Genomic DNA, 22,494 nt, shown 5'->3' with positions numbered 1-22,494 from the left:
CCGGCGGCACCGTCAGGGCGAAACGAAGTGGAGCACCCCGGGAGCGCTAGCGAAGGGGTTGCGGCCGGCCGCGACGGGCCTAGCCGGGAGCGCCGCCCACTCCCGCCGCAGAGGGAGAGGCACCAGCCACGCCGCCGCGCTACAGCGCGGCGTCCACAGCCACGCCAGCGATCGTCACCTTAGGGCCGAGACCCGCCAGGGGCTCGGCGGAGATCAGTGCCGACAGGCGGTGATCGTAGTAGAGCGCGGTCGCACTTCGGTGCGAGGCGCCGGGACACCGCGTGCAGTTCGATGTCAGGCACGGACGTTGAAGGCAACGAGGGCCTCCGCCAATCCCTCACCAACAATCCAGCGGGCCCGGTCCAGATGCGTTCGCCAGCAGTCTTCGGCGTCAGGGCAAGCCGGATTGAGGTGCATCAGAGAGGTCGCGGCGCTGCGCCAATCCTGACCAGCGTCGTCGGCCTCGAGCAGGGCAGCGTACAGCGCGAGGTTGGAACGGTCATAATCGACCACATCGCCACTCGGCGCGCGCTGTGCGATGCCTGCCATCTCGTCTCCTCCAGAACAGCGAACTCTAACGAATAGGCACGATCGTTCCTAGCACTTTCGTTCCTATTCCGTGATCCAATTGACATGGATCTGAAGCACGTCCTGGCCAAGAATCTCAGGAAAGTTCGCCATGAGCGAGACCTGACCCAGGAAGATGTGGCGGGTCTGACTGGTCTCAGTCTCCGCTATATTGGCTCGATCGAGCGCGCCCGGGTTTCTGCTAGTGTCACCGTGCTCGGAAAGCTTGCGACGGCACTCAAAATCGATCCCTGCCGGCTCATCAGCTGACGATTGACTGCCACGCCAGACTCTCGGGCGGCTCTCTTCCCGGCGGGGTTCGGAAATCAAGTTTCGCCGATCATGGGCTAGCCTTCCGACGGCGCAAGAGCCGCTTTCAAGGCGGGATTGACCAGCGTGTCGAGCCGGGCTTTCGCCCACTTTGCCGTGCCGCCTTCCGGATTCAATCGAGCGAGCATGGCCAACGCCTGCGAAAGACGGTTCAGCAACGGAGCCGATCGTTCGTCACAAGCCTCCTCGAGCCACTCATCGGCATTGTCCTGTTCACGCTCGAGGAAGCGCAGCAGCGAAAAGGTGACGGGCTCGATGATCCCGTCCTCGCGGCAGGCGAGCTGGGAGCCGCCAGGCCCGTCATGGGTGTGGTGGCCGGAGCGCTCGGGATCTTCCGGCACGCGGCGCAAGAGGATCGGACTGGTTCCGACGAGCGCGAGGATCGCCGGGTCCATCAGACCGACGATGCGGTCCTCGTCTGTCGACAGCGCGCCGATCCGGACGCTCGCCAGGTGCGACAGGATGAGCCACGCGTCGAGATCAGCATAGGTCACCGCGGCTTCGCCGGCGGGCAATTCGATTCCCTCGCGCCAGCCGGGCTTCCTGATCACCGTCACGCCATCGGCGCGGGTCGTCATGTTGAGTTGGCCGACGCTCGGCATCCAGACGACGGCGCGCGTCCCCGGCTTGATCGGGCGGACCTTCGGCGCCCGCTGTAGCAAGGTGTTCAGGAACGCGACCGAGATGCCATTGCGCCAGGCTACGAGGTCGACCAGCGCTTGCGCGCCGATGACGTCGCCGAAGGGCAGCCGGGCGGTGGTCGCGACCAGCCAATCGGCAGCCTCCGCGTCGGGATCCGCCTCCTCGTCGCCCATGCGTTCGGCCAGTTCCTCGGCGATTTGCCGGGCGAGTTCGGATGCGATCAGTTCGGGAATGCGTCCCGTGACGAGGGGACGATTGCCCATGTCCAGCGCGGTGCCTGAGATGCCGGAGCGCAACATCGCAGCCATTTCGTCGCCATCGGCGTGCTCCCGCATGGTCGCCCTGCGAACCATGAAGCTGTGCATCGAGCGCAGGAGGACATCGTGGGGGCGGTCGCTGCGGCTATAATCATCGAGCACGGCGCGGGCGAAGGTCGCCGCTTGTTCGGCAAGTTCGTCCTCCACGAAATGATCGCGCGTATAGCGGAAGAGGTCGAGGCTGAGCAGAGGGGGCAGGATCGCCGTCATGCCCTTTGTCCTCTCCGGCGCGTCGACGACGCTCGCTGCCATCGACCGGAGCAGCCAGGGTTGGCGATATTCGTCCGCCTTGTCGGCACCGTGCATGAAGCCGACGTCGTGGCGCCTAAGCTCGTCGAGGGCTTGGCCAAACTCGTCGTCGTCGAGCCGGTCGACAAGAATGCGCTCCCCACGGCGGGCGAAGACAGTGTCCTTGCGCCGGCTCTCGCCCTTCCACAGGCGGTCGACGACCGACGTGTCGGCTTCCACGACGAACTTGACCTTTGGTCCCATAGACTGGGCCGACAGTGCTTCGAGTTCGCGGCGGATGCCGTCATGCTCCAAGCCGAGGCCATCGATGGCGATCACGAGCTGTGGACCGTCGGATGTCGCAAGCCGCTCCAGCCAACGTCGCGCCTCGTCGGCAGAGATCCGCCAGCCGACAGCGCCTGACAGAAGCCGGGCCACCTCGTCGGCAATTCCGATCGCGGCGGTGCCCGATGCTTCAACGAGGAGCACCGCGATGTCGTCCGACCCGGTAGTGCCGATCGCAAGCTCGCGCAGGACATGGCTCTTGCCGATCAGGGGCGCGCCCTCGATCGCGATGACGCGGCGGGTACCGGCCAGGACGGCCAGCGCCTGCGTCGACGCCTTACGCGAAATGTGGAAGTCGGGCGTGAACGGCGTACGGAGATCGCTCCAGTCGCCGGTTAGCTCGTCGAGTGTTTGCTCCGTCGCGGCGCGGATCGCGGCCATCCAGACGTTCGAGCCCGGGCCCATCAGCGTGGCGATCGCGTCCTGCAGGCCTGCATGAGCATTGGCCATGGCGGCATCCACCAGCGCGGCGAAGGCCTGCTCGTTCGGCAGCCCGTCCTTCAGAAGGTCGCCAGTCTCGGTCGCGTAGGTGTGGGTTTCGGTCCCGTTCGAGACGATCACGATCGGGGGCCGGGGATGCAGAACCCGGGCGTAGGACAGACCTTGGGCAACATCGTCGGCGTCGAGCGGCTGCCCGGGCTTCTTCAGTTCGAGGATCGCGAGGCGCTTGCTGCCGCTCTCAATCAGCATATCGAGCCGGCCACGCCGGCTGGAAGCTTTGGCACCGTCGATTTTGACCTTCTTGTGCCCCAGCTGAAAGGAGAAGGTCAGCTGATGCTTGATCCCGGCGGGGTCGAGCCAGGGCAGGGCCTTCTTGATGGCGGCGTTGGCATCGGCTTCGAAGTCGGTTTCGGTCTTGCCGACCGTGGTCTGCGTAATCGTCATTCGACCGTTTTACACCGGACGGCATCCGGGCTTCATTATTTGAATGCGCCATCGGCGAGATAATGCGTGATTGCCAAGATCGCGCTACCGCCCCCTGACCGACCGTTTGCTCGATGCAACGGGATTGGGAGCGGCACGAGCTTAGCGAAGAGCGGCACAAGCTCGACGGGCAGCATGTCGCGCCAAGCCACGACGCGGGTCTTCGGTGGCCTGGACTAGTGCGTCGCTCGCCTGTTGAACGCGACCAGGGCGGTAGCGAGGCCCGCTCCAACGATCCACCTGGCTCGTTCGAGATGCGATCGCCAGCAGGCCTCGGCGTCAGGCCGGGTCACATCGAGGTGCATCAAGGAAGAGGCTACGTCGCACCAATCGCGGCCGGCGTTCTCGGCTTCGAGGAGTGCGGCATAGAGGGCGAGGTTCGTCCGGTCATATTCAACCACCTCATCTCCCGCCGGAGCCAGTGCCTCGATCATGCTCAATTGACCAACTCTCCCAGATCCATTGACGAGTATACTCCGTGGATTGTCACTCGACTATGGCGTCCTTTTCGGCTCGTGGCCAGTCGAGACCATCTTGCCAGAAATCTTAAGAGATTGCGGACCGCGCAGGGGCTTTCGCAGGAGGCTCTGGCCTACGCGGCAGGGATCGATCGCACCTACGTTAGCGCGCTCGAGCGGCGCAAATACAGTCTGAGCATCGATCGGCTCGACCAACTCGCCTCATCCCTCGGTGTTGAGCCCTATGTTCTTCTGATGCCGGGGACGACCTCAGAGGAATGATCCATTCTGGGGGTAATTTGCCGGGGACGCCACTAATTACGTTAGCCTTCGATTTAGGCCCAAATCTTCAGCCACCAAGCACGGCGCGTGGGCCCGCGCTGATCATCCTCTCGCCGGCTGCGATCATGCGCCGAACGTGCGATTTCCGATGCTCGCCGTCGCCGGGCCAGTCCCCCGGCCCAAGGACACGTTCGGCAATCTCGCGGAGGCTGGCGCCAAGATCGCGGGCATCCACGGCCTGGAGGGCGTGAAGCCGGCGAGCGAGCTGACGGTGCAGCCGGGGTGATGCGGTGCTTGCCGTGAAGCTGCGGATGGCGGCGATCCGACGCTCCAGGTGGGGATCGTCAGCAAGGTCGAAATGCAGGACGACAGGACCGGCCAAGGAGGTCCCGTCGATGATGTCGAGCCGGGTGACCATACCGTTGCGCTCGACCAGAAGATGCTCCCGCCCGCGGCTGCGGACCGCGCGCACGACCTCGGCGGAGGCATCGAAGGGGCGAGCGCCAGGCGATCCGGTTCGGGAGGCCCGGGCCGGCAGCACATGCGGGTCCACGGCCGCCGACCAGAGCGGCAGCACGATGGCGCAATCGTCCGCGGGATTCTCAGGGAAAGTGCAACCCCCAGTCCGCGACGAAGGCAGGGTCCGCTGCAGCATCGAGAGCCGGTGACGTGGACAATCGCGCATAGGCTGCGCGGTAAGCCGGATCCCGGCGCAGGACTTCCCAAGCCAGCGCGGACCTGCCGCGCCGCGCGATGGCGCCGAAAGCGTCAGGGTCCGTCATCGCCATCGCTGCCTCAGCCGAGCTCGCCCATCTGCGAGCGCACGAACAGGGCGGCCGCCTCGGCCTGATCGGGCCGAAGGGCGTCGACCGCGGGCATATGATCCGGAACGTCGTTGCCGAGGAGGACCGAGGGACACTGGCCTTCGACATTGCCGAGGTTGGGCCTGTGCTGCGCATAGCCGACCAGGGCAGCCAGCTCGGGCGAAAAGCGCTGCGCGACGTGGGGCGGATAGACGAGCCATTGCAGCTCGAACGGCTTGAGCCACCCGAGACAATAGCTGATCACGATGCCGCGCCGCGGAGCCGGGCTGACGTTGCCGCCGCCACCGTGCAGCGTCGATCCGAGGAAAACGAGTGCGTCACCTGGGACGACGGTCGGCACGACGGCTTCTCCCTCGGGCAGGAGGGGCACGTCCTGATCGAAATGGCTGCCCGTCCACAGCCGTGTGCCACCGTTCGCGCGGGTGAAGGCGGTGAGCGGCCACATCACGTTGACGAGATATTCGAGACTGCCCTTCGGCCCTTGCCACATGTCCTGATCACGGTGGGGGAGCTGCGGCAGCGCGCCGGGGTGGATCTCGATCGCCTGGGTCAGATTGAGCGCGATCCGCTCGCACCATGGCAGAAGCATCCCCTCGACCAGCTTCAAGATGAGCGGGTGCATGGCCAGCCGCTCGATCGCGGGCGCGCGGGTCAGCAGCGAACCGAAGCGCTTCGTGCGGGCGCCATAGAAGGCACCCTCGCACAGCGGCGTCGCCCGGAACCGATCGTCGAGGTCCGCCTCGATCGCTGCGATGACCGCGGGTTCAACGGCTCGCCGGAGGACACACCAGCCATCACGCGCCAGCGTGGCCGCGTGTCGATCGACGGCCGCTGTCATGCCGGCACCTGGTCCGCGGCCTGCGGATAGACGCCGGTCCAGCGCAGCCGGTCGGGCGTGTCGGGCCGGACATGGATGAGAAAGGCCCCGATCGGGCCGCCGGGAATGCGCACCGCCGGCCCGAGGGGCTCGGCCTGCCAGCCCAGCGCTAAGACTTCCTTCCGAAAGGGGTCAGGAATGACGCCGGTATAGCGCTCGATGCCGCGCTCGAGGGCGACATCCACCATCGAGGCGAAGAGCTGGTTGCGTAGGATCCGGCGCCGCTCGGCTCCATGCCGCTGCGGCAGGCACAGGCGCGTGCTTTCCCAGGTACCGGCGTCGACAGGCACGCCGAGCGGACAGAGATGGGGAAAGAGGGTCCCGAGCATGTGCGGCTCGGTACTCGGATAAAGCCGGATCGACGCAGCATGGCTGCCGTCCTCGTCGGCAACGATCAGGTAGACGGTGTGGGCATTGTCGAACTGGTCGATCTCATACTGGCCGTCGATCACGGGAATGTCCCAGCCGAAGAGGTCGACGAAAAGCCGCTTGCGGTCGGCAAACATGGATTGAAGCAGCGCGCCGTTCTGCGGCGCCAGATGGTTGTCGATGACGTGTATCATGGGGTGCTCCGCTCGTGGTGTCGCGCACGAGAGAAGCAGCGGTCCGCACCGCAAAATAGACCGAGCGATTACTCGGGTTGACGCCTCAATTCGTGCAGGCCGACCTCTCCCGCAAAGACGGCGCTCACGACCAATTCGGTCCTGTCATGCGCATCAAACAAGCGCCGGGCTTCGGTGAGATAGCCGTCCACTGTCCGTGGCGTCAGGTTCAACGCACGTGCTATCTCCTTGTTGGAATGTCCCCGACCGGCGAGAATGACGCAGTCACGCGGACGTGGATGAAGCCGGGGCGGCGCTTCGGCAATCGGACGCTGTCGGGGCAGTAGCCGAAGTGCTGCCTGGAACGCGAAGATGCCTATCATTTGTGCAGCGCCAATGAACCGATCGGCGCGCTCCGGCCACGGCGTACCTGCAAAGGTGCACGATCCCATCCGGTCGCCGAGGCGCACATAGGGAACTGTGATCCCCTCATTGAGGCCGTGGCGGTAGCCTTCTTCGAAGCTCGCGCGATCGTGGCGGTCCACTCGAATGAAGCGCGGAAGATCTTTCCAGAGGAAGGCACCGTCCGCGAAGATGCAGCCACGGATCACCGGGTCGCGGCGATATCTTTGCTGGCCGATCAAACGATCGGTGACCGCGGCGGGATAATTCTTGAGGTCGACACGATCGGGGCGGATGGAACGCAGATCGTCATGATGAATGAGGGCATAGTAACGAAAAGCCATCTCGCGCGTCACCACGTCCATCAGGGAGGCAAGGTCTCCCCGCGTGCTCGTTTTCCGAAGCGCGTCGACGACGAGGTTCGTTAGCGTGAGTCCGAAGGGTTGGCGCGTCGGCGCCCTGACAGATGCCATGTGCTTTCATCCCACAGCCCCCGCAGTGAGTTCGATTTCATGGTTCAACCTTCCCCCAAAGTCGTTCTTGCCCACGTTATGAAATGGTGGATGGCGTCCCGCGACTGGCGGATGGAGGCACGGTATGCCGGATTCGCAAGGTCGATAGATACCAGCGGCCAAGCGGCGTGGTGGGCGGCCATTGCGGTGCGCATATCGTTGAAGAAGGACCGGAACTGTTGAAGTTGTCTCGGATCTTCGAATGCCTTTTCGGCGAGACGATCGATCGCGGACCTCTTCTCTCCCATTAGACGGCGGAGCTCGATACCGCGGCGGCGGTTCGCGTCGAAATTCTCGTCACCGAGCTTGGACGATTCAAGGATTATCGCCTCGAACTCATTCACCGCGCACAAGAAAGCTTGCCTGGCATCCATTCACAAACTCCGGGGTCGGATGGAAAGAGTGAAGCGCGATCGCGTACCGAGCGAGCAGCGGAGAGGCGCGCTGCGTCCCCCTTCCGCAGCCGAAACGCCGTGAACCTCATCGCTTGAGGACACTGCGATACACCCAACTGATCAGCAGGTCCGCGATCTCCAGGTTGTTGCGGTCCTGCATGATCATGTGACTATTGCCGCGGATGCCCATGTCGGGTGTGTGCAGCAGAGTCGCTTTGCCCCCCGCCGCATTCACCCGTGCAACAAAAGCTTGGCAATCCTTGAAAAACGGGAGCCAGTTCGGGCCGACGCTCTGTGGCGCGTCCAGATGATCCCCGAAAACGACTAGGATGGGTACTTTGGCGAGCGCGCTGATCTGACCAGCGGAGTAGCCATCGGAATTGCACCCTCCGGGCTCAATCGCGACAACGCCTTTGATCCCGCCGGGGTGCAGGAGGGCCACCTCGAACGGAAACCGCCCGGACTGGGAGTGGCCAATTAGAATGCTGTCCTGCAGGCGTCCGGCTAGATCCGCCAACGCCGTGTAATTTGCCCTGTCAGAGGCGGGATCGGGCTGGATATCCGGAACCGATTGCATCGCGAGGGGGGCTGCCGCCTCTGCTGGAAATTGGGAGTCGGGGAAACTGACCCCCGCCGCGGGACCAAAGCGGAACCGGACCCACGCTAGATCGTCGGCGATACGACGGAAATTCCGCTGGCTTTCAGGTGGAGCGATTTTGCCTCGGACGTTGTTGAATCCTGCCTGATCGAAACCAGAGCGGCCCCGACCGACCTGATCGACAACGTAACTGGGAAAGCCCTGTCGCGCGAAATACTCATACCAGCCCATGCGGCCGTCGGGTGTTGTCTCGTAGGTTTTGCCGGTGAGGGTAGCGCCATGGATCATCACGATGGACGGGCCGGTCACAGCTTCCGGGATTAGATACTCGACGTACATCTGATCGACTGAGACCGGCCCGCCGCGGTAGAGTCCCGCCTCCAATGTAGTGAAAGTTGCCTTTCGGCCGCCGACGAAAAAGCTTCCTGTCGATCGAAGCGACATCGGCTTGTTCAAGCCCCCGAAACGAGCGGCGGTCGGATTGCGTGGCGGGCGGGTCTGGTCGCTGTTCGTTGCGCAGGCGGAGAGGCCGAGCGCCATTACACATTGTACCAACCAACGGGTACGACGCCAGAGAGGGTCACAAGGGCGAGCGGGGCGCTTCCGCTTGGTGGCTATCATGGCTTGCGCGCCTTGCCGACCGCTCCAGCTCCCGTATGCGCCAGGTTTTCATCGAAGAATCGTACCTGCTCGCTCCACAGACGATCCCAGCTGCTCTGCCGGATCATCCGATGGGCTTCGCCAGGAAGGATGACAGTACGCACAGCCACACCACGGTCAGTCAGCTCACGATCGAGGTCGATTGTTTCGTGAACATCGACGTTCATGTCTTGGTCGCCGCTGAACAGGAGGACCGGTGATTTCCAGCCGTTCAGCGCGGCGACTGGAGAGGACTGCAACGCGCTGTTCCGCTGCGTCGGACCAACACCGAAGGCTTTTCCGGGGTATGCGAGACCAGCAATGGTCGGGACACGGCTCCAGTCGAAGAGGCCGTGCACGGCCACTCCCGCCGAAAAAAGGTCCGAGTTTCTGGCCAAGGCATTGGCGGTCAGAAAGCCGCCGTACGATGTGCCCCAGATCCCGATACGCCTGGGGTCAACATCGTCCCTCGATGCCAGCCACCGGCCAGCTGCCAATACGTCCTGATAGTCGGAGGCTGCGCGCCAAGCACGCCCCTCGGCTTCGCGAAACAGCCGCCCATATCCCGTGCTGGACCGGAAGTTCACGCTCAAAACGACATAGCCGAGCTCCGCCAGCCGGCGGTTGATCGCGTAGTCGTAGGCATAATAGCTTTGGTAATGAAAGGCGGGGAACATCTGCTCCTTTGGCCCGCCGTGCGCAAATACGATCGCAGGATGGGGAGCTCGTCCGAGGGGGAGGAAGAGCTGGCCTGAAAAGGCAAGTCCATCTGTTGATTTCAGTTTGACGCTTGTCGGGGATGGGTCGCGAAACTGGTAGGTATAACCGAACGTCGCGGGCGTCTCATCCAAGAGCAAGTTGCCGGTTCTTGCGTCGACGATGCGCAGCAAAGAAGGCGAACGGGAGTCTGCGCCCGCATAAGCGACCCACCGGCCGTTACCGGCAGCGACCGCATTCGCGAACACTTGATCGGAGGTTTTGATCGGGTGCTCGACGCCGTTCGATATGTCGAATGTCGAAATCTGGCGGAGATCGAGGTCGCGGCAATTGTGAACGACGAATAGCTTGCCTCGTTCAAGAAGGGCACTCTCCGCAACTTCGCACTGTGGTGGGGTCAGGGCGCGGGGTGAGCCTCCGGTTCGTGCAATCGCATAGAGTCGAGCCCAGTCGTCAGGCTCTGCTCGGAAGACGAGCGTCCGGTCATCTGCCCAACGCAGCCCGGATGTGTCATCGTCCGCGATCTTCAGCCCGGCCTTCTTCAGAGAGCGCCATAGGACGGTGGTGGTGCCAGTCTCCAGGTCCATCGCTTCAAGCGAAACCGGCTCGTTTTCGTACATGTCGGAAGCGACATTCTGCTCACGAACCGGCCAACGAAAATAGGCGATCGTTTTGCCGTCCGGGGACAGCGCTGGCGAGCTCACACGGGAAGCGCCCGCCGCCAGCCAAGTTATCCGATCGTTGCCCAGATCGTAGCGACCAAGGAACGACCAGCCCCCACGGTCTTGGACGAAGAAGAGAGACTTGCTGTTCGATGACCATGTCGGATGGACGAAGGTCGCCCCTCCCGTGACAAGTACCGACGGAGCGTCAGCGGGCGTTCTTACTTTAGCGGCCCATAGGTCGCGACCACGCCTGTAGGTGAGAAGACCACTATCGGGGGTGAAGACCGGCGTGGTGCCGGCTCCAAGCTTGATCGGTTCTGCGCCGCTGCGTGCCTCGATGATCCAGACGGTTGCACTAGGCGGAGAAATCAGACTTGCAGGGTTGTATCCGTCATCTCGCCCGCCAATCGCCGTCCCGGTTACGAAGGCGACGTGACGACCGTCAGGTGAGACGCGGATCTCGCTAATGGGCTGGCCGTCGCGGTCTGACTGAACCACGAGCTCGACCGGGGCAAAGTTTGGCGCCGTCGCGATCCTGAGCCTGGTTAGACCTCCCTGGCGAATGACCCACGCAACGGTGGGGGCATTCCCTGCGCTTACGGCGGAAACCATCGGGAAGTGCAGGAAGGCGGGGTCGGTTATCGTCACCGAATGAGCCGGAGCCGCGGTAGCTAATCCGGCGGCACTAAAAATTCGGCAGGCAGTCCTGAGCATCGTCCCGGCGCAATGCATTGAATTCCTCGACTGCATACCTTGCCTGCTCAGGGGGAGGGCCGTGCTGGCTTCCATTGGCCAGCACGGCTCCGGACCATTACATTTTGAAACGGACTCCAATGCGGAAGCTGCGACCCAGGAGATCGTAAAGAAGCGGATTGACGCTGAGCGGAGCGGCACCGATCGCCGGGCCGAACGCCACCTGGGCGGGATCCTTGTTCAGGATGTTGTCCACAGACAGGAACGCCTCGACCTGCTTCGTCAGCTTCGCGCTGATATTCGTGTCGAAGTAGATCGCGCCGGGCAGGTGATTGTCGTTGATAGTCTGATTTGCCACCGTCGACGCCGGGCAGTTCGAGGTGCACTCGATGTAGGAGGTGTTGTAGACGCCCGCGCTGAACCCTCGCGCCGTGACAGAGAAGGTCACGGGGTCGCGATCGTACGTCAGGTTCACGAGATAACGCCACTTCGGCAGGGTGTTGCGAAGGGTGCCGTTCACACCATTAGTGCCGACATTATCCGTGGCGGGTGTGATACCGTCGTTCGAATAGTTCTTGATGAACCGGGTCGCGAGACCGCGCAGTGTCAGCGCACCGCCGAACAGCGGTGTGCGGTAGCTCGCTTCGAAATCGAGACCGCTTGCTTCCTGCTTGGCGATATTGACTGGCAGGATCGTCACCAGCGACAGCGCGCCCGCGCTATCCCGCGTGATCTGCGAGCAGAGCGCAGTGTTCCCCTGGAAACACTGGTCTACGATTGCCTGACCATTGACGGTGGAAATCGCTCCCTTAATCTTGATGTCGTAATAATCGACCGATGCTTGGAAACCGGGAAGGAAACTGGGCTGGACGACGGCGCCGATCCCAAGCGTGTCGGCAACCTCGGGCTTAAGATTGAGATTCCCCTTCGTCACCTGTGGCACGGCGGCGCTGACATTGCCCCGGAATCGGTCGATGATCGTCCCGAGGTTGTTGATGCCTGCGGCGAACAGTTCCTGCAGATTTGGCGCCCGGATGTCGCGCGATCGGGTGAAACGGAAGGTCAGGTCATCGACGGGCGAATATGTCAGGCCCAGCTTCCAAGTCGTGACGTACCCGGAGGTGCTGTAGTCGGTAGCCCGCACCGCGCCGTTGAAGTCGAGACTCTTCGCAAACGGCATGTCCTTGGCGAGCGGAACGACCGCCTCGAAAAAGCCCTCCGTAACGTTGAAGGAGCCGAACGTCGGCGTGTAGTTGCCCGCGAAATACGGTCCAGATCCGCCCGCGGCCAGCACGGCCGCGCGCAGCGGATCGACGCTGCCCGACGTGGAGTCCTTGCGGTGCTCGATGCCAGTGGCGATCGAAACCGGCCCGGCCCATGTCGAGAATGGCTCGCCACGCAACGTGCCGGCGATCACATTCTCGCTGACCTTAGTCTTTCCCCATGCGAGGCCGGTGACATAATCCACCGCCGCTTGGCTATTAACCCCGGTGCCGAATGCGTTGTATGGTACGCAGCCGTTGGTTGGGTTGGTCAAGGTAGAGCGGCAAACGATCACGCCGTTGGCATTGCGGACGGAATCGATCGCTTGGAGGAACCGCGATGTGACGGTCTGGTAGAAGTCAATTCGGATATCATTGACTTGACGCTGGCCGTAGACGTCCCAAGTCCACTTGGAGCCGAGTGCCTCGAAATCCCCCTTGGCACCCACGGTGCCGACCCATGACGAGCGGTCCGTATTCGAGTATAGCTTGCCGATGTCCTGGCTGAACGTTCCCAGATTGAACGGGGCCGTCACGCGCGGCGCGATGCTCGCCGGAATGAAGGCATTGTCCGGCTGAATTGTGATGTTGCCGAAATTGAACTGGTAAAGCGGACGCGAGAAGGTGGTCGCCCGGTTGTACCCGCCTTGTGCGAACACCTCGAGATGATCTGTCAATTCATAGCTGACGCGACCGAAAACGCTCTGCCGGCTGGCTCTGGGGTCTAGGTCCTGCGAACCGCCAAGGTCTGAATAGAGATAGTCTCCGCCAACCATCACGTTGCCGCTGACGATGGAACCATAATTGAACTGCGCCGGCGTTCCACCGGGACCGAAATACGTGCCGCGCAGGGGGCCCGTGGTGATGATCCCTCCAGGCGTCGCGGTCGCAAACCCGGCATTGGGCAGGTTCAGCAGTTGCGGCTGGCCATTGGTCGGCGTGTAGTTGGGATTTACGAACAGCAGCGAGTGGTTGTACCATTTGCGCTCGCCGATGCCCTCGATGCCGTCATTGTGGGCAATTTCGCCGCTCAGCAGAACATGTCCACGTCCGTCGCCGAATTTCGCGCCGGCCGAGATCGAAGCGTTGTAGCTGCGGTCGTCGCCATAAGTGGTGACGCCGCCTTGGATCATTCCCTTCAGGCCCGTGAAGTCCTTGTCGAGTACGAAGTTGACGACGCCTGAAACCGCGTCCGAACCCCATTCCGCGGAAGCGCCGCCGGTCACGATGTCGACCCGCTTCACTAGCGCCTGCGGAAGCGTGTTGATGTCTACCAGGCCTCCGAGATTTGAGGGTGGTACGCGCCGGCCATCCAAAAGGACCAGTGTACGCGTCGCGCCGAGGCTGCGCAGATTGAGCGCGTTGATACCGGTGAAGCCGGTTCCCAGAGAGGCGATGTTCGCGCGCGGAGAGGTGCTCGCCGACAGTGACGGAAGTTGGTTCACGAAGTCGGCAAGGTTGACTGGAGACCGCTTCGCGATCTCCTCCGACCCAACCACGGTGGTCGGCGTCGGCGCCTTGTACCCGTCTCGGATAACGCGAGTTCCCGTGACGAGGATCTCGCCCGCTTCATCCGGGGCAGTCGCATCGCCGGTGCTTCCAGTTGGCGCGCCCGCCGGTACGGCAGTGGTATCTTGGGCGAACGCCGCTCCCGGCGCTGCGACGGCAATGATGATCGCCAAACTCGCGCTGCTCAAGAACTTCATCTTCGCCTGAACCGAAAAGGCTGGCCCGGTAGTCATGTTATTTCCCCCCTTATGTATCTGTGGAGGGTTTCATGGTGAAACTGCTCAGCCCTGTCCGTCAAAGTCGAAAAATCGCGGGGTGTATTCTCCAAGTTATAGGTTCTTGGGCCTGCAAAAGCTAGTTCAGTTCCTCCACTAGGAGGCCTGCGAGGGCCTCTGGCGCGTCGATCATCATGTCGTGACCGCTGTCGATCGACGCGGTTTTCCAGCCAGCCGTTTCGCGAAGCCGGTCGTAGGTGTTGTGGTTTGCCGATGAGCGATAGCGCGTCGCGACGATGAACGTTCGATTTGCGACGAGAGCCTCTTTTCCTGTGAAGTGTAATCGCTGGATTAGAGTTCCGATAGGTTGAGGGGTGCACTTTGCGTTGACCCAATCGAGGTCCGCGGGATTTACATTGAAGAGTGTGGCGTCGGGCGGTTCCACCGCCAACCCGTTTGCACCGGCATCCCTTATGAGCGCCATTGCCCGATCCGCGCCGATTATATCGAAGCTCGACTGGCCGTCCTCAGGCACAAGGCCGTCCAGGTAGACAAGGGACCTGATGCGATCGCCGATCCGGCCTGCGACCCCCGTAATGACCATGCCGCCATAGGAGTGGCCACACAGAACAACATCGACCAAGCTATGCGACTCGATCAGCGCCGTGACATCGTCGATGTGAGTCGAGAGATTTACACCGTTGGTGCACAGATGCGCCAGCTCACCCACACCGGTCAGAGGCGGCGCAAAAACATCGTGGCCTAAGCGTCGTAAGCGCTCCGCGACGCGTGAGTAGCACCAGCTTCCATGACAGGCGCCCGGGACGAGTACGAAGATGCCCATGCTGAAACACCTATTGCAATACGTTCGTGGGTCAGGAGGTCCTCGGGCGGATCAGGATGTCCGATTTGGGACTATCCGATATCGTCATCACGATCGCGCATGAAGCAAGCAAAGACCCGACAAGCAGGCCGAAAGTAAGGCCGAACGAGCCGCCGGCGATGGTTACGAGGTAACCGATCAGAATTGGCGAAATGAACGCCGCGATCTGGCCTGCTGTGTTGATGAACCCGCTCGCCACCCCCATCAGACGGCGCGGCACCGAATTCATCGGCAGCGCCCAGAACGTGGAGAAGAAGAAGTTGAGAAAGAAGCCGGCCATGGTCTGACAGGCAATCAGCACGATTGAGGACGTGGCGAAGTAGGAGCAGAAAAGGAGCAACGCCGCCCCGAGCTGCGAGGCAATAATTGGGAGCTTGCGGCTGTCTTTCAAAACGCGGTCGGACAGCCACCCGCCGAGTATGCACCCCACGGTGCCGGCGACAAACGGCAACGATGCCGCTACACCCATCTGCACCATCGAGAATCCTCGCGCTTGTACCAGGTAGGTTGGCAGCCACGACGTGAATCCCCAATACGCTATGTCGTAGGCAAAAAGAGCCAGGAAATATTTGACGATGTTGGGTTGCCGCATGACCTCCCCCATCGACGTCTTAGCAATCGGGCCGCCTCCATTGGATTCCCCTTCGTCAATCTCGGACAGTTCCGTCGCATCGACGGATTTGCTCTCCGCCGGGCTGTCGGCGATGAACAGCCAAAGAATCAGGGCAATGGCGAAGCCCGGTACGAACAGGAGGTAGAACACATGGCGCCAGCCCCACATGGACATTATTCCGACGACAAAGAGGGGCGCTAAGGCCGCTCCGAAGGGACCGGCGGCCATCTTGATTGCATTCGCGGTGGCGCGCTCCTGCTTCGGGAACCAGACCGCGATGGTCTTGAAAACACACGAGGGGAAAACACCCTCGCCCAACCCGAAAATGAAGCGGGCGAGAAGCATGTGCGTGAAATTGGCAGCAGCCCCGGTCAGCGCGGTGAAGGCTGACCACCAGAGCAGTGAAATGGTCGCGACGCGGCGCACGCCGAAACGATCCGCCAGCATGCCGCCCGGAATCTGTGAGATGGAATAGCTTGCAAAGAAGGCGCTTAGGACCATGCCGCCTTGCCAAGGCAAGAGGTGAAACTCCTCTGAGATATATGGCAGCGCAACCGACATCACCGTTCGGTCCATGAACGATACGACCCATGCGACGGTCAGGATCGACAAGACCGAATATCGCGCTCGCCATCGACGCGATCTTTCCATCAAGCCACCTCCATCAGACGCCGAACGGCGAGCGCGCGCCCAAACGCTGGTTTCCGCAGCCGCTGGACGCGTGGCTCCACGATTGACGAACGGTATGGGGTTATGATCTATTTCGTCCATGTCGAAAATCGGCGGTCTCTATTCCTGAGGTTATAGCATGCCCCGTCCCATCAATCTTCGACAGATTGAAGCGTTCAAGGCGCTGATCGAAAGCGGAACTGTAAGTGGCGCCGCCGATCTCGTGGGGCTCTCCCAGCCGGCGGTGAGCAAGCTGATTGCGAATCTGGAGTTTGACGCAGGCGTGAGCCTGTTCGACCGCGTGAAGGGGAGGCTTGCTCCCACCGCCAACGCGATGCGGCTTTACGATGAGGTGGGCCGAATCTTCGCGGGCGTTCGGCAGGTGCAGAACGCGCTCGATGCGATCCGTCGCGAGGAACAGGGCCGTTTGGCCGTCGGTGTCATGCCCGCACTGAGCGGCTCATTCATCCAGCGCGCCACCTCACGATTTCTAGACGTTTCTCCGGAAGTATTTTGCTCCGTTCAGACGCTGAGCTCACAATGGATTATCGACCTCCTGATCGCCCGGAAGATCGATGTGGGCCTGGTGGATGGAGGAATTGAGAACCCGTACGTCACTCACGATCCATTGATGACCCATCCACTTGTCTGCGTCATGCCCCACGATCACCCCCTGCGCAAAAAATCGAAGATCAAGGCACAGGATCTTGATGGAGTGCCTTTTGTCGCGCTCCACCGCGACACGAACCTCGGGCTGCGTGTTGAGAACATTCTCGAGGAGCATGGTGTCAGGCCAAACATCGGCATCATTTCAAACGCCACCCAGACGATCGCAGAATTCGTCGCGGCAGGTCGCGGTGTGTCGCTCTTACATCCGCTGATGATCAGTGGCTTGGAGGATCGGATCGTAGCTCGACGCTTCTCGCCAGAGGTGCTCTATAATTTTCAATTGTGCCGCAGTGCCGACAGTCGAAATACCAGGCTGGTCGATGCGTTCGTACAAGAGCTTCGCCGCATGACGGACGAGATTTCGTCGTCGATGCTATAAGAGTCTGATTTCAATTACCCCCCGGGCTGCTCTCGGGACCTTTACGCGACGCGAACTTCACCAGCGGGTCGCGCCGAAGCCATCCCGGGCGAGGTCGACGGTATAACTTGCAGAATACCAACCCAGTTTTTTCGACTTGGACGAATATAAAGCAGCCGCTTAGCCATTCCCCCGAGAAGGGGAATGTCCGTGGAAGCTTTCGATATCGTGGTGGGCCTGCATTGCAGCCAGATCCGAAAAGCCGACGCCTTTAGGATAGGGTTGCCCGCCGACGAGATGCAAGTTGGTCTCTCGAGCAGGCCCGGCAAATGAGCGATCGGATGATCGTCATCGGGGGAGGCCTGGTTGGCGCCGCCGTCGCGTTTGGCGCGGCGCGCGAGGGGCTTGGCGTCTGCGTACTCGACCAAGGGGATAGCGCATTTCGGGCTTCACGCGGGAATTTCGGTCTTGTTTGGGTGTCCAGCAAAGGCGCGGAAATGCCGAGATACGCGGCTTGGAGCCGTGACGCTCTCAAGCTCTGGCCGGACCTTCAACGCGAGCTGCAGGAACTGACGGGCGTGGACTCGGGCCTTCGTCAGGTCGGAGGTTTCTGGCTCGGTTTCAGCGACAAGGAAATGAAGGCGCGGTATGAGTTGCTGAGCGGCATAAGCCGAGCGGTCGACGGAATTCCCTTTAGGATGATGGAGCCGTCGGAGCTGCGGCATTACCTGCCTGGGCTTGGCCCAAAGGTCGCTGGCGGGAGCTTTTGCGAACTGGACGGGGATGCAAACCCGTTGATGTTGCTCCGCGCGTTGCACTCCGGACTAATCGAAAAGGGTGCCGACATCGTCTCGAATGTCGACGTTGTTCAGGTAAGATACGACCAGTCCAATGGCGTGTTCGAAGCGGTCGCCGCCGATGGGCAACGCTGGCAAGCCGAGCGCCTCGTGCTCGCCGCAGGGCTGGGAAATGCTCGACTTGCCCCGCAGGTCGGGTTGCAGGCCCCGGTCAAGCCAAGCCGGGGTCAGGTATTGATTACCGAGCGGCTGCAGCCTTTCCTTCACTATCCCATGAATAAGCTGCGGCAGACGGTGGAGGGCAGCGTCCAGATCGGATCCTCGTCCGAGGACGTGGGCTTCGATGACGGAACAACGCCTGACGTTATCGAGTGGCAAGTGAAGCGCGCCGTCGCCGCCTTTCCTGCGCTGGCCAAGGCAAGGCTTGTGCGTGCCTGGGGAGCGCTGCGGCCCTTGGCGCCGGACGCCTATCCAATCTACGAAGAGTCGGAATCTTGCCCTGGGGCCTTTGTGGTCACGAGCCACAGTGGCGTGACGCTCGCTGCGGCACATTGCTACGTCATCGGGCCATGGGCGGCCGGGCTTTCACAGACGCCCCCCGACTTTGCCGACTTTAGCGCCGAACGATTTCGGGATCCCAATAAGAGCTTTTCTCATGCTCACTGAGCCGTTGTTTTCCATCCCCGCGTCAGAAGGGCGCGAGACAGTGACCATCATATTCGATGACCAAGCGGTCACCGCCCCGGCAGGGATTAGCGTTGCAGCGGCTCTGCTGGTTGCGGGGGCGAGCGACTTCAGGACCAGCATCGTCGGGCACGAACCGCGAGCGCCCTATTGCATGATGGGCGTGTGCTTCGAGTGCTTGGTCGAGATTGACGGTGTTCCCGCCCGGCAGAGCTGCCTTGTCCCGGTGAAAGACGGAATGATCGTGCGGCGGCAACAAGGTGCCGTCAGCTTGCCCGATAGCGAGATTGGAGACGGCCGATGAATGTCGAGACGACGGACCTCGCGATCATCGGGGCAGGACCCGCCGGCTTGGCAGCTGCTTGCGAGGCACGGACGCTCGGCCTTTCCGTAACTGTTTTGGACGAGCAATCCGCCGTGGGCGGGCAAATCTACCGCAATGTGGTCAGCGCCCCTCGGGCACGGTCGGCAATTCTTGGCCCCGACTATTCCGCTGGCGCAGAACTGGTTTCAGCCTTCGCTTCGAGTGGTGCGCTCCATCTCGATAGCGCCGTCGTCTGGAATGTCGCCACTGACGGCACGATCGACTACATCCGTGAGGGCCGCACCCGCAAACTGTCCGGAAAATATGTCTTGCTGGCGAGCGGCGCGATGGAGCGACCGTTCCCGATCGAGGGTTGGACACTGCCAGGCGTCATGGGTGCCGGGGCTGCCCAAATTTTGCTGAAGAGCGCAGGCGCGCTTCCGCGCGAGCCGGTTGTGCTAGCCGGCTGCGGTCCCCTCCTATACTTGCTCGGCTGGCAGTATCTTCGCGCTGGAGCTCGGATCGCCGCTCTTGTCGATACCACCGCCACTTCCGACTACGTGCGCGCGTCACGTCATCTGATGGGCGCGCTGCGCAGCTGGAAGGAGCTTCGAAAAGGGCTCGGGCTTATCGCGGCTCTTCGGCGAAGCAATATCGCGCTCTATTCTGGCTGTTCGGACCTCAGGGCTGAGGGGACATGCAAAGTCGAAGCACTGGCCTTCCGGCAGGACGGCCGCTCGGTCCGCATTCCCACCTCGTTGCTGCTGGTCCATCAGGGAGTCGTTCCGAATACGCAGCTGAGCTGGTCCGTCAAAGCAGAGCACCGTTGGAACAAGGCGCAACTTTGCTGGGAGCCCGTGACAGATATATGGGGGAGGCTCGGCGAAACCGCCCTCTATGTCGCTGGCGACAGCAGGTCGATCGTGGGTGCGCAGGCTTCGGCGGTCCAAGGCCGCCTCGCGGCCCTGTCGATTGGTAATAGGCTCGGTGTCCTGCCTGACATTACGATCCGCGCCGCTCCATATCTGGAATCCCTGAAGCGCTATACGGCGATTCGACCGTTCTTGGACGCACTGTATCGACCAAAGGACGAGAACCGGGTGCCCGTGTCGGACAAAGTTGTTGTCTGCCGCTGCGAGGAAGTGACTGCTGGCCAGATACGACGATTTGTCGGGCTTGGTTGCCAGGGCCCAAACCAGACAAAGGCATTCGGCCGCTGCGGCATGGGACCATGCCAGGGTCGCTTCTGCGGACTGACGGTGACCGAGACGATTGCCCGAGAGCGGCAGCTCGAACCTGCCGATGTGGGTTACTACCGCATCCGCCCTCCCATCAAGCCGGTCTTGCTTGGCGACTTCGTCGAATAGCTAGGATCGCATCACTTCCAGCGAGGATAACTATGACCGACATCGTTCGGATCGAAACAAACGCGCGCCGCAGCCGAGCGGTGATATACAACGGCGTCGTATATGTCGGCGGGATGGCGGCGGACGACCGCAGCCAGGACATTCGAGGTCAGACCGAGCAAGCACTGGCAAAGATCGACGAGTTCCTGGCCAACGCAGGCACGGACAAGAGCCGGCTCCTCACCGCTCAGATTTGGCTGAAGGACATTACCCGCGATTTCGACAGCATGAATCAGGTCTGGAACGCCTGGACGACACCGAACGCGGCCCCCACGAGGGCCACGGCTCAATGCGAGATGGGGGCCCCGGACGTTCTGGTCGAGATCATCGTCACCGCGGCTTCTCAGGACGGACGGACCGTCGGGTAGCTGCGTCGCCGTCTATCATCCTTTGCATCTGCAGCAGGTGTCCAAATGCCTCTTTCCATATTCGAGGTGGAGCATAGCACCGCACCGTTGGCTAGCTCACGTCGTCGCGCTCTTCTCGCAGACCCCGGCTTCGGCCGGGTTTTCACAGATCACATGGCTCTTGCGATTTGGACTCGCGGGCATGGATGGCATGGTGCGTCCGTGATTGCACGCAAACCCTTCATCCTCGATCCAGCTGCGGGGGTGCTCCATTATGCTCAGGAAATATTCGAGGGCATGAAAGCGTATCGCGGGCAGCATGGCACCATCAACCTGTTTCGACCCGAGCAGAATGCCAGCCGCTTCAACGCATCTGCCAGACGGATGGCGATGCCCGAGATTCCGGAGGAAATGTTTCTCGATGCGGTGGAGACGCTTGTCTCGGTCGACTCAGACTGGGTACCTGAGGGTGAAGGAAGTCTGTACGTGCGGCCCTTCATGTTCGCATCCGAGGCATTTCTTGGAGTGCGTCCTGCTGACGAATTCACGTTCTGCGTGATTGCCTCCCCGGCCGGCGCATACTTCAAGGGTGGCAACAAGGCGGTCTCGCTCTGGGTTTCAGGTCGGCACAATCGAGCCGGTCCCGGAGGCACCGGGGCTGCGAAATGCGGAGGCAACTACGCGGCCAGCCTCGCGGCCCAGGCTGAGGCGTACGAACATGGGTGCGATCAAGTCGTCTTTCTGGACGCGGTGGAGAATCGCTGGATCGACGAGCTTGGCGGAATGAATCTGTTCTTCGTCTTCGACGACGGGCGCGTGATCACACCTCCTCTGAACGGCACGATCCTGCCTGGCATTACGCGCGCATCCATCATCGAGTTGCTCCAAGGTCGCGGCGTCGACGTGGCTGAAGAACCCTATGCGATCGACCAGTGGCAAGCGGACGCGTGCAGCGGCCGACTTGTCGAAGCGTTCGCCTGCGGCACAGCGGCTGCCATCGCCGATGTCGGGCGCGTGAAAGGCAGCGACGGGGAGTGGTCGATAGGCGACGGATCAGGCGGAAATTTCGCCGCTGCCATCCGCAACGAGATCATTGGGATTCAGCGGGGGCTGATCGCAGGGCCTGCGGGATGGGTCCGGCAGGTAGTCGGCTGACGATCGGACATTTTCTGGAACGACGTCGTGGCTCCAAACGTCCAACTTTCGCCACCTCACTCGAAGCTCGAAGACGTCCATGCTCTTGTGATGGGGGCAAGCTTTGCCGCGTTCGGCCTGGTTATGCTGAAGGCCGCCGGTCTGGTCACTGCGGGCGTGGCCGGCATAGCGCTCGTGCTGTCCTACGCGACGGCTTGGCCGATCGGTCCGCTGTTCGTCGCAATCAATCTGCCATTCTTTCTCGTTGCGCAGAGAAGCATGGGTGTGACGTTCACGATCAAGTCCTTGGGGGCGATGGTCCTTCTGGCCGCGCTCGCGCGGTTCATGCCGCTTTGGCTGCATTTGGGCAGCGTGCAGCCCGCCTTTGCAGCCGTCTTCGGTGGTTCGCTCATCGGGATGGGAGTGCTCTCCCTGGCACGACACAAGGCGAGCGTCGGCGGGATCGGCATCGTCTCCCTTCTTCTTCAGGATAGACGGGGCTGGAACGCCGGCCTCACTCAGATGATGTTCGACGTCGTCATCATCGGCGTCGCGCTCCCGATCGTCGGTATCGTGAAGGTCGGCTATTCGATTCTGAGCGCGGTTGCCTTGAACGGGGTCATGTTCGCGTACCATCGGCCTGGTCGCTACTTCGGCTATTGAACGAAGCCTGCTCCGTGGTCGCAC

23 protein-coding genes are annotated in these 22,494 nt (G+C 61.9%); 9 read left to right on the top strand and 14 right to left on the bottom strand.

Going from position 1 to position 22,494, the window contains the following annotated elements; all coding sequences use genetic code 11:
* Window positions 1-294: 294 nt before the first annotated feature.
* Window positions 295-549 (bottom strand): hypothetical protein, encoded by a 255-nt coding sequence (locus GQY20_RS27950; protein WP_157220446.1) that lies wholly within the window; start codon window positions 547-549, stop codon window positions 295-297.
* A gap of 84 nt (window positions 550-633) precedes the next feature.
* Here GQY20_RS27950 and GQY20_RS27945 point away from each other — a divergent pair, with 84 nt between their 5' ends.
* Window positions 634-837 (top strand): helix-turn-helix domain-containing protein, encoded by a 204-nt coding sequence (locus tag GQY20_RS27945; protein WP_157220445.1) that lies wholly within the window; start codon window positions 634-636, stop codon window positions 835-837.
* 77 nt (window positions 838-914) lie between these two features.
* Here the strand turns inward: GQY20_RS27945 and GQY20_RS27940 are convergent, their stop codons facing one another.
* Both GQY20_RS27940 and GQY20_RS27935 read right to left on the bottom strand, forming a co-directional pair.
* The gene (locus GQY20_RS27940) at window positions 915-3,314 is read right to left on the bottom strand and encodes a hypothetical protein (RefSeq protein ID WP_157220444.1); all 2,400 of its coding nucleotides are present in this window, start codon (window positions 3,312-3,314) and stop codon (window positions 915-917) included.
* Between the two features lie 215 nt (window positions 3,315-3,529).
* Window positions 3,530-3,787, bottom strand: coding sequence for a hypothetical protein (locus GQY20_RS27935; RefSeq protein ID WP_232476303.1), 258 nt, complete (start codon window positions 3,785-3,787; stop codon window positions 3,530-3,532).
* Between the two features lie 81 nt (window positions 3,788-3,868).
* Here GQY20_RS27935 and GQY20_RS27930 point away from each other — a divergent pair, with 81 nt between their 5' ends.
* Window positions 3,869-4,093 (top strand): helix-turn-helix transcriptional regulator, encoded by a 225-nt coding sequence (locus tag GQY20_RS27930; protein ID WP_157220442.1) that lies wholly within the window; start codon window positions 3,869-3,871, stop codon window positions 4,091-4,093.
* Window positions 4,094-4,160: 67 nt separating this feature from the next.
* On the opposite strand, the gene GQY20_RS27925 is transcribed toward GQY20_RS27930, so the two are convergent.
* The 11 genes from GQY20_RS27925 to GQY20_RS27880 all read right to left on the bottom strand — a co-directional run bounded on the left by GQY20_RS27925 (window position 4,161) and on the right by GQY20_RS27880 (window position 16,051).
* On the bottom strand, window positions 4,161-4,670 hold the full coding sequence (locus tag GQY20_RS27925) for a DNA -binding domain-containing protein (RefSeq protein ID WP_157220441.1): 510 nt from the start codon (window positions 4,668-4,670) through the stop codon (window positions 4,161-4,163).
* A gap of 25 nt (window positions 4,671-4,695) precedes the next feature.
* A complete protein-coding gene (locus GQY20_RS33115; RefSeq protein ID WP_408641146.1) occupies window positions 4,696-4,875 on the bottom strand; it encodes a transcriptional regulator domain-containing protein in 180 nt (59 codons plus the stop codon).
* Window positions 4,876-4,888: 13 nt separating this feature from the next.
* Entirely contained in the window at window positions 4,889-5,755 is an 867-nt protein-coding gene (locus tag GQY20_RS27920; protein WP_157220440.1) for a phytanoyl-CoA dioxygenase family protein, read from the bottom strand.
* Entirely contained in the window at window positions 5,752-6,357 is a 606-nt protein-coding gene (locus tag GQY20_RS27915) for an acyl-homoserine-lactone synthase (RefSeq protein ID WP_157220439.1), read from the bottom strand. Before GQY20_RS27915 ends, GQY20_RS27920 begins: the two co-directional genes overlap by 4 nt.
* A gap of 68 nt (window positions 6,358-6,425) precedes the next feature.
* Entirely contained in the window at window positions 6,426-7,211 is a 786-nt protein-coding gene (locus GQY20_RS27910) for a LuxR family transcriptional regulator (RefSeq protein WP_269769787.1), read from the bottom strand.
* 44 nt (window positions 7,212-7,255) lie between these two features.
* A complete protein-coding gene (locus GQY20_RS27905; protein WP_157220438.1) occupies window positions 7,256-7,624 on the bottom strand; it encodes a hypothetical protein in 369 nt (122 codons plus the stop codon).
* Window positions 7,625-7,730: 106 nt separating this feature from the next.
* Window positions 7,731-8,783 carry an alpha/beta hydrolase family protein gene (locus GQY20_RS27900; protein WP_157220437.1) on the bottom strand — a complete coding sequence of 351 codons (1,053 nt, stop codon included), beginning with the start codon at window positions 8,781-8,783 and terminating at the stop codon, window positions 7,731-7,733.
* Window positions 8,784-8,860: 77 nt separating this feature from the next.
* The gene (locus GQY20_RS27895) at window positions 8,861-10,912 is read right to left on the bottom strand and encodes a S9 family peptidase (protein ID WP_198351248.1); all 2,052 of its coding nucleotides are present in this window, start codon (window positions 10,910-10,912) and stop codon (window positions 8,861-8,863) included.
* 163 nt (window positions 10,913-11,075) lie between these two features.
* A complete protein-coding gene (locus GQY20_RS27890; protein WP_157220435.1) occupies window positions 11,076-13,961 on the bottom strand; it encodes a TonB-dependent receptor domain-containing protein in 2,886 nt (961 codons plus the stop codon).
* A 121-nt stretch (window positions 13,962-14,082) separates the two neighbouring features.
* Window positions 14,083-14,787: an alpha/beta fold hydrolase gene (locus GQY20_RS27885; protein WP_157220434.1), complete on the bottom strand. Its 705-nt coding sequence runs from the start codon at window positions 14,785-14,787 to the stop codon at window positions 14,083-14,085.
* A 31-nt stretch (window positions 14,788-14,818) separates the two neighbouring features.
* Window positions 14,819-16,051: an MFS transporter gene (locus GQY20_RS27880; protein ID WP_157220433.1), complete on the bottom strand. Its 1,233-nt coding sequence runs from the start codon at window positions 16,049-16,051 to the stop codon at window positions 14,819-14,821.
* A gap of 196 nt (window positions 16,052-16,247) precedes the next feature.
* Between GQY20_RS27880 and GQY20_RS27875 the strand changes: the two genes are divergently transcribed.
* The 7 genes from GQY20_RS27875 (at window position 16,248) to GQY20_RS27845 (ending at window position 22,470) form a co-directional block, all read left to right on the top strand.
* Complete coding sequence (locus GQY20_RS27875; protein ID WP_157220432.1) at window positions 16,248-17,156, top strand: LysR substrate-binding domain-containing protein; 909 nt, start codon at window positions 16,248-16,250, stop codon at window positions 17,154-17,156.
* A gap of 308 nt (window positions 17,157-17,464) precedes the next feature.
* Entirely contained in the window at window positions 17,465-18,598 is a 1,134-nt protein-coding gene (locus tag GQY20_RS27870) for an NAD(P)/FAD-dependent oxidoreductase (protein ID WP_157220431.1), read from the top strand.
* Window positions 18,588-18,920, top strand: a complete 333-nt coding sequence (locus GQY20_RS27865; RefSeq protein WP_157220430.1) for a (2Fe-2S)-binding protein — start codon at window positions 18,588-18,590, stop codon at window positions 18,918-18,920. The genes GQY20_RS27870 and GQY20_RS27865 overlap by 11 nt, the downstream gene beginning before the upstream one ends.
* Window positions 18,917-20,287 (top strand): FAD/NAD(P)-dependent oxidoreductase, encoded by a 1,371-nt coding sequence (locus GQY20_RS27860; protein WP_157220429.1) that lies wholly within the window; start codon window positions 18,917-18,919, stop codon window positions 20,285-20,287. The genes GQY20_RS27865 and GQY20_RS27860 overlap by 4 nt, the downstream gene beginning before the upstream one ends.
* A gap of 32 nt (window positions 20,288-20,319) precedes the next feature.
* Window positions 20,320-20,694, top strand: coding sequence for a RidA family protein (locus GQY20_RS27855; protein WP_157220428.1), 375 nt, complete (start codon window positions 20,320-20,322; stop codon window positions 20,692-20,694).
* A gap of 45 nt (window positions 20,695-20,739) precedes the next feature.
* Window positions 20,740-21,828: a branched-chain amino acid aminotransferase gene (locus GQY20_RS27850; protein ID WP_157220427.1), complete on the top strand. Its 1,089-nt coding sequence runs from the start codon at window positions 20,740-20,742 to the stop codon at window positions 21,826-21,828.
* A gap of 90 nt (window positions 21,829-21,918) precedes the next feature.
* A complete protein-coding gene (locus tag GQY20_RS27845) occupies window positions 21,919-22,470 on the top strand; it encodes a YitT family protein (protein ID WP_157220426.1) in 552 nt (183 codons plus the stop codon).
* Window positions 22,471-22,494 lie beyond the last annotated feature (24 nt).

The sequence above is a fragment of the Flavisphingomonas formosensis genome (assembly GCF_009755815.1).
In the GTDB taxonomy this organism is placed as follows: Bacteria; Pseudomonadota; Alphaproteobacteria; order Sphingomonadales; family Sphingomonadaceae; genus Flavisphingomonas; species Flavisphingomonas formosensis.
Note: the sequence above shows the minus strand (reverse complement) of the source record. Positions and strands in the feature narration are given on the sequence as shown.